General features: G+C 73.9%; 1 protein-coding gene. It reads right to left on the reverse strand.

Annotated elements, in window-relative coordinates; translation table 11 throughout:
• Positions 1-4 precede the first annotated feature (4 nt).
• Positions 5-598, reverse strand: a 594-nt coding sequence (locus tag VM95_RS37900) for a serine hydrolase (RefSeq protein ID WP_045706128.1), incomplete at its 5' end; no start/stop codon positions are given.

Below are 598 nucleotides of genomic sequence, written 5' to 3' on the forward strand. Positions count from 1 at the left end.
CCTCCTAGGGTTCGTCGGTGATCGCCTTCAGGGCGAGGGTCCGCAGCGGGGCGAGGCGGGTGCGGTTGTCCTGGTGGTGGTAGACGGCGTTGGTGCAGATGGCCAGGTAGCGGCCGGTGGCCGGGGCGAGGTAGAGGCTGGTCCCGGTGAAGCCGTGGTGGTAGGCGACCCGGCCCTCGTCGGCGAGGATCCAGGCCAGCCCCCGGTCGAGGCCCGGCTCGATCGCGGCCTGCGGCTGCATGCTGTGGGCGAGCCAGCGGCTCAGGGGAGCGCCGGCGGCGTGCGGGGTCAGCAGGTGGGTGGCGAAGGCGGCGAGGTCAGCCGGGGTGGTGAACACCCCGGCGTGGCCAGCGACTCCGCCGAGCAGGGCGGCGTTGTCGTCGTGCGGCATGCCCCACAGCCGGGGCCCGCCGGTCAGCCGCTGCTCGGTCGGGGCGACCTGGGCGGAGCGGGGCACCGGTCCGTAGGTCGTGCAGGTCATGTCGAGGTGCTGCCAGAGTTCGGCCGCCAGCTCGTCCAGGCGTCGGCAGCGGTAGTGGGCCAGGGCCAGGCCGAGGAGGATGAAGCCGCGGTTGATGTAGCGGTGTCCGGCTCCGGG

Origin of the sequence: Streptomyces rubellomurinus (genome assembly GCF_000961885.1) — a bacterium.
GTDB classification, from domain to species: domain Bacteria; phylum Actinomycetota; class Actinomycetes; order Streptomycetales; family Streptomycetaceae; genus Kitasatospora; species Kitasatospora rubellomurina.